At 57.0% G+C, this 430-nt stretch carries 1 protein-coding gene; it reads right to left on the minus strand.

The genetic code is table 11. The features are described from left to right. Nucleotides 1-399: ABC transporter permease (locus tag AWU74_RS08700; protein ID WP_306701136.1), on the minus strand; the 399-nt coding region annotated here is incomplete at its 3' end. Between the last annotated feature and the right edge of the window lie 31 nt (nt 400-430).

Consider the following 430-nt stretch of genomic DNA (forward strand, 5'->3'; position numbering starts at 1 on the left):
CTTCACGTAGAAACCCATTCCGCGGTCGGCGCCTATCATCTCCGCCACCGTCAGGGTCATGACCGAAATAGACAGCGACACCGTCAGCTCGTTGAGGATTCTCGGCAGGGTATACGGCAGGATAACGCTGAACAGCATGACCCGCGTCTTCACGTTCAATATCCGTGCCGTATTGACGATTCGCTGGTCTATCGTGCCCACGCGGTTAATCATGTTCATGAAGAGGCTCCAAAAGGTGCCGCAGAATATGACGAATATCGATGCGCTCGTGAACGTCGGCATCATCACGACGAGGTACGGCCCGTAAATCATCGCCGGCACAGTGCTGATTGCCTTCGCAATGGGAAAAATCGCCTTACGCAGCCGGAGCGTCCAGCCGACGGCGATTCCGAGCGAAATCCCCGCGAGAAGCGACGCGCCGAAACCGCTC

The sequence above is a fragment of the Treponema endosymbiont of Eucomonympha sp. genome (assembly GCF_001028545.1).